This window comes from Pseudomonas amygdali (genome assembly GCF_002699855.1).
GTDB lineage: Bacteria > Pseudomonadota > Gammaproteobacteria > Pseudomonadales > Pseudomonadaceae > Aquipseudomonas > Aquipseudomonas amygdali.
In genome coordinates this window covers 1-4,227 of the sequence record NZ_LKBW01000130.1, presented here as the reverse complement: position 1 = coordinate 4,227, position 4,227 = coordinate 1, and the positions used below count along the sequence as shown (strand labels likewise).

Genomic DNA, 4,227 nt, shown 5'->3' with positions numbered 1-4,227 from the left:
CTCCCCGCCCCGGCGACGTACTTGTGGTCTGGAAGCCGGATCGGCTCGGTCGCTCGCTGTCGCATCTGCTCAGCATCGTGACCTCGCTCAGGGCCAAACAGGTGGCGTTCCGCTCGCTGACCGAGGGCATGGATACCACCACGGCGTCTGGCGAGCTGCTTTTTCATGTGTTCGGCGCGCTCGCGCAATACGAACGCGCGCTGATCCAGGAGCGCGTCCTCGCGGGTCTGGCCGCCGCCCGGCGGCGCGGTCGCATTGGCGGACGGCCGCAGGCGATTACCGGTGAGAAGCTGGATGCCATCGTTGCTGCGCTGAACGATGGCATGTCTAAGGCCGCCGTGTGCCGTAACTTCGGTGTTAAGCGCACCACCTTGATCGAAACCCTGGCGCGTGTAAGGTCACGGAAGAGTTGCTGATGATCCATAAGAACAAGCTGATCAGTCTCCTGTCCGATGCCGAACAGGAAGCCCTATCCGGGTTGCCGGATTTCGACGACGGTCAGCGACTTGAATTTCTATCGTTATCGGAAACCGAACTGGCGTTCGCCGGCAATCGTCCCAGCCTACCTGCCCAAGTCTACTGCTTTTTGCAGATCGGTTACTTCAAGGCCAAGCATGCCTTCTTCCGCTTCGACTGGAACGAGGTCGAGGACGATTGCACTTTCGTGTTGAGCCGCTATCTCCACGGCGAGACGTTCGAGCGCAAGCCGACACCAAACATGAGCATTACACCCAGCGCGAAGGGGTCTCCGAGCTGTTCGGCTATCGGCTTTGGACGGCCGACTTCCTGCCGCAGCTTGGGCAGCAGGCCACGCAAGCCGCAAGGCGTGACATGACTCCAGGGTTCGTGGCCGCCGAGCTGATCGTCTGGCTCAACGAGCACAAGATCATCCGGCCCGGCTACACCACCCTGCAAGAGCTGGTCAGCGAAACACTGTCCGCTGAACGTCGGCGCTTGGGTGGCCTGCTGGCGCAAGTGCTGGACGACGCGGCCGAAAACGCGCTGGTCCAGCTTCTGGTACGTGATGACACCCTGTCTCAACTAGCGGCGCTCAAGCAGGATGCCAAAAACTTCGGTTGGCGCCAGATGATCCGCGAGCGCGAGAAGCGCGCCTTGCTGGAGCCGCTGCACCGAATCGCCAAGGCGCTGCTGCCCAAGCTGGGCGTTTCGCAGCAGAACCTGTTGTACTTCGCGAGCCTGGCAAATTTCTACACCGTCCACGATCTGCGCAATCTCAAGGCGGATCAGACCCAACTTTACCTACTGTGCTACGCCTGGCTGCGCTACCGGCAACTCTCCGACAATCTGGTCGATGCAATGGCTTACCACATGAAGCGATTGGAGGAAGAGAGTAGCGCGGGTGCGCAGAAGTCTTTCGTCGCAGAGCAGGTGCGTCGTCAGCAGGACACACCGCAAGTAGGGCGCCTGCTGTTGATCTACGTCGATGACACGGTGGCCGATGCCACACCGTTCGGCGACGTGCGCCAGCGCGCGTACAAGATCATGCCGAAAGATACGCTCCAACTCACCGGCCAGCGCATGAGCGTGAAGCCGGTGAGCAAGCTGGCCTTGCACTGGCAGGCAGTAGACGGCCTGGCCGAACGCAACCGCCGCCATTTGCGACCACTGTACGTCGCACTCGACTTTGCTAGCACCGTCCCCGACAGCCCTTGGCTAAAAGCGCTGGCCTGGGCCAAGAGTGTGTTCGCCAAGCAACAGCGCCTGTCCCAACGGCCACTAGCTGAATGTCCGGTGGCCACGTTGCCGAAACGGCTGCGGCCGTACCTGCTGACCTTCGATGCCGACGGCAAACCGACCGGTCTGCACGCCGACCGCTACGAGTTCTGGCTGTACCGGCAGATCAGGAAGCGTTTCAAGTCGGGGGAACTCTACCTCGACGACAGCCTGCAACACCGCCACTTATCAGACGAGCTGGTCTCGATGAACGAGAAGGCCGACACGCTTGCGCAAATGGACATCCCCTTCCTACGGCAGCCGGTGGACGCCCAGCTCGATGCGCTGACGCGGGAGCTGCGCGCGCAGTGGCTGGCATTCAACCGCGAGCTGAAGCGGGGCAAGCTGACGCACCTTACCTACGATAAGGACGCGAAGACGCTGATCTGGCACAAGCCCAAGGGCGAGAATCAGAAGGTGCGCGAGCAGTCGTTCTACGAGCAATTGCCGTACTGCGATGTTGCCGACGTATTCCGCTTCGTCAATGGTCAATGCCATTTTTTGTCCGCGTTGACACCATTGCAGCCGCGCTATGCGAAGAAGGTGGCCGACGCCGATAGTTTGATGGCGGTCGTCATCGCGCAGGCGATGAACCACGGCAATCAGGTCATGGCACGCACCAGCGACATTCCTTACCACGTGCTAGAGACGACCTATCAACAGTACCTGCGCCAAGCATCGCTCCAGGCCGCCAACGACCGGATCAGCAATGCCATCGCCGCGTTGCCGATTTTCCCCCATTACTCGTTCGACCTGGATGCGTTGTACGGTGCCGTCGATGGTCAGAAATTCAGCATCGAGCGCCCAACCGTGAAGGCGCGCCACTCGCGCAAATACTTTGGCCGTGGCAAGGGTGTCGTCGCCTACACGTTGCTGTGTAACCACGTGCCGCTCAACGGCTATTTGATCGGCGCACACGACTTCGAGGCGCACCACGTGTTCGACATCTGGTATCGCAACACGTCGGACGTCGTGCCGACCGCGATTACCGGTGATATGCACAGCGTCAATAAGGCCAACTTCGCCATCTTGCACTGGTTCGGTCCACGCTTTGAGCCGCGCTTCACCAATCTCGAAGACCAACTCCAAGAATTGTACAGCGCCGATGATCCGGCGCTTTACGAGAAGTGCCTGATCCGGCCGGTCGGCCAGATCGATCAGCAGCTCATCATCAGTGAAAAACCGAACATCGACCAGATCGTTGCCACGCTAGGCCTCAAGGAGATGACGCAAGGCACGCTGATCCGCAAGCTTTGCACCTACACCGCGCCAAATCCGACACGGCGCGCGATCTTCGAGTTCGACAAGCTCATCCGTAGCATCTACACGTTACGTTACCTGCGCGATCCGCAGTTGGAACGGAACGTACATCGCTCGCAGAACCGCGTCGAGTCCTACCACCAGCTACGCTCGACCATCGCACAGGTCGGTGGAAAGAAGGAGTTGACCGGGCGCACCGACATTGAAATCGAGATCAGCAACCAGTGCGCCAGGCTGATCGCCAATGCCATCATCTACTACAACTCGGCCATCCTGTCGCACCTGCTGACGAAGTGCGAAGCGAGCGGCAATGCCAAGGCCGTGGCGCTGATCACCAAGATTTCACCGGCGGCCTGGCGGCACATTCTGCTGAATGGGCACTACACCTTCCAAAGCGACAAAATGATCGACCTGGACGCACTACTGGCAGGGCTAGAGTTGGGGTGACGGAATTTTCTGGGGTTCCGGCTTACAACCCCGTACTCGAATGAGACAGAAACGGCGTGCGCTCACTCGCAGTCAATTCCGGTTCATGATGGTCGATTGCAGGTCGAATCAGATGAATGCAGGTTCATTCGCAAATAATCTCGGTCTGCTGGCTCGGATAGACGCAATTAATCCCGGTCGAAAAATGCGATGATTGCAGGTCGAGGCCATTTCGATTGCAGGTCGTTACATGTAGGCTCCCCATAATGACTAAAGAATATCGTCAGATAGCAGCTTTCGACGAGCGAAGTGTTCTGTCCAGCGCTTTTTACTGTCAAGGCGGGCAACGATGAACGATGATAGTACCCTACTCATCTTCATAGAAGTTTTATAACTTTTTATGCGAATTTAAAAGTAAAAATACTAAATCAATAACCCTAAAGTCTATGCATGAGTAGTCAGGGCGAGCCACTCGGTTCCAAAAAAAACTATAGCTTCAAAATGTAGGAAGGCATGACCGACAACCAAAAGACAGTGGGTGGTCGCTGCTAGCAATTTAATTGATGCCTCAAGACTTTGTGAGGTCCGAACTCTGCAGTTTAGACTGCCAAGCAACTGATCTGCTGCGCGATATGCATCACTTATAAAAACAACTCTTGAATAGAAGCGGCTTGTTTTTTGGTCAATAAACTTTTAATCGCACGTAACTTCATTAGCTCCATTGTTGAGTTCATAAGGATGAGGACTCCGACCCTAGGAATGGTCTGAAGTAGGCCGCTATTTTTAGACTGCTGAGCCATAGCCGCT

Annotated in this window: 2 pseudogenes; both read left to right on the top strand. The window is 57.2% G+C overall.

Features of this window, described 5'->3' with window-relative positions:
* Nucleotides 1-426, top strand: a pseudogene (locus AO277_RS11330) (recombinase family protein); the annotation flags it as partial.
* Nucleotides 416-3,441, top strand: a pseudogene (locus AO277_RS11325) (Tn3-like element ISPsy30 family transposase). The pseudogenes AO277_RS11330 and AO277_RS11325, both read left to right, overlap by 11 nt.
* The last annotated feature ends 786 nt before the right edge of the window (nucleotides 3,442-4,227 follow it).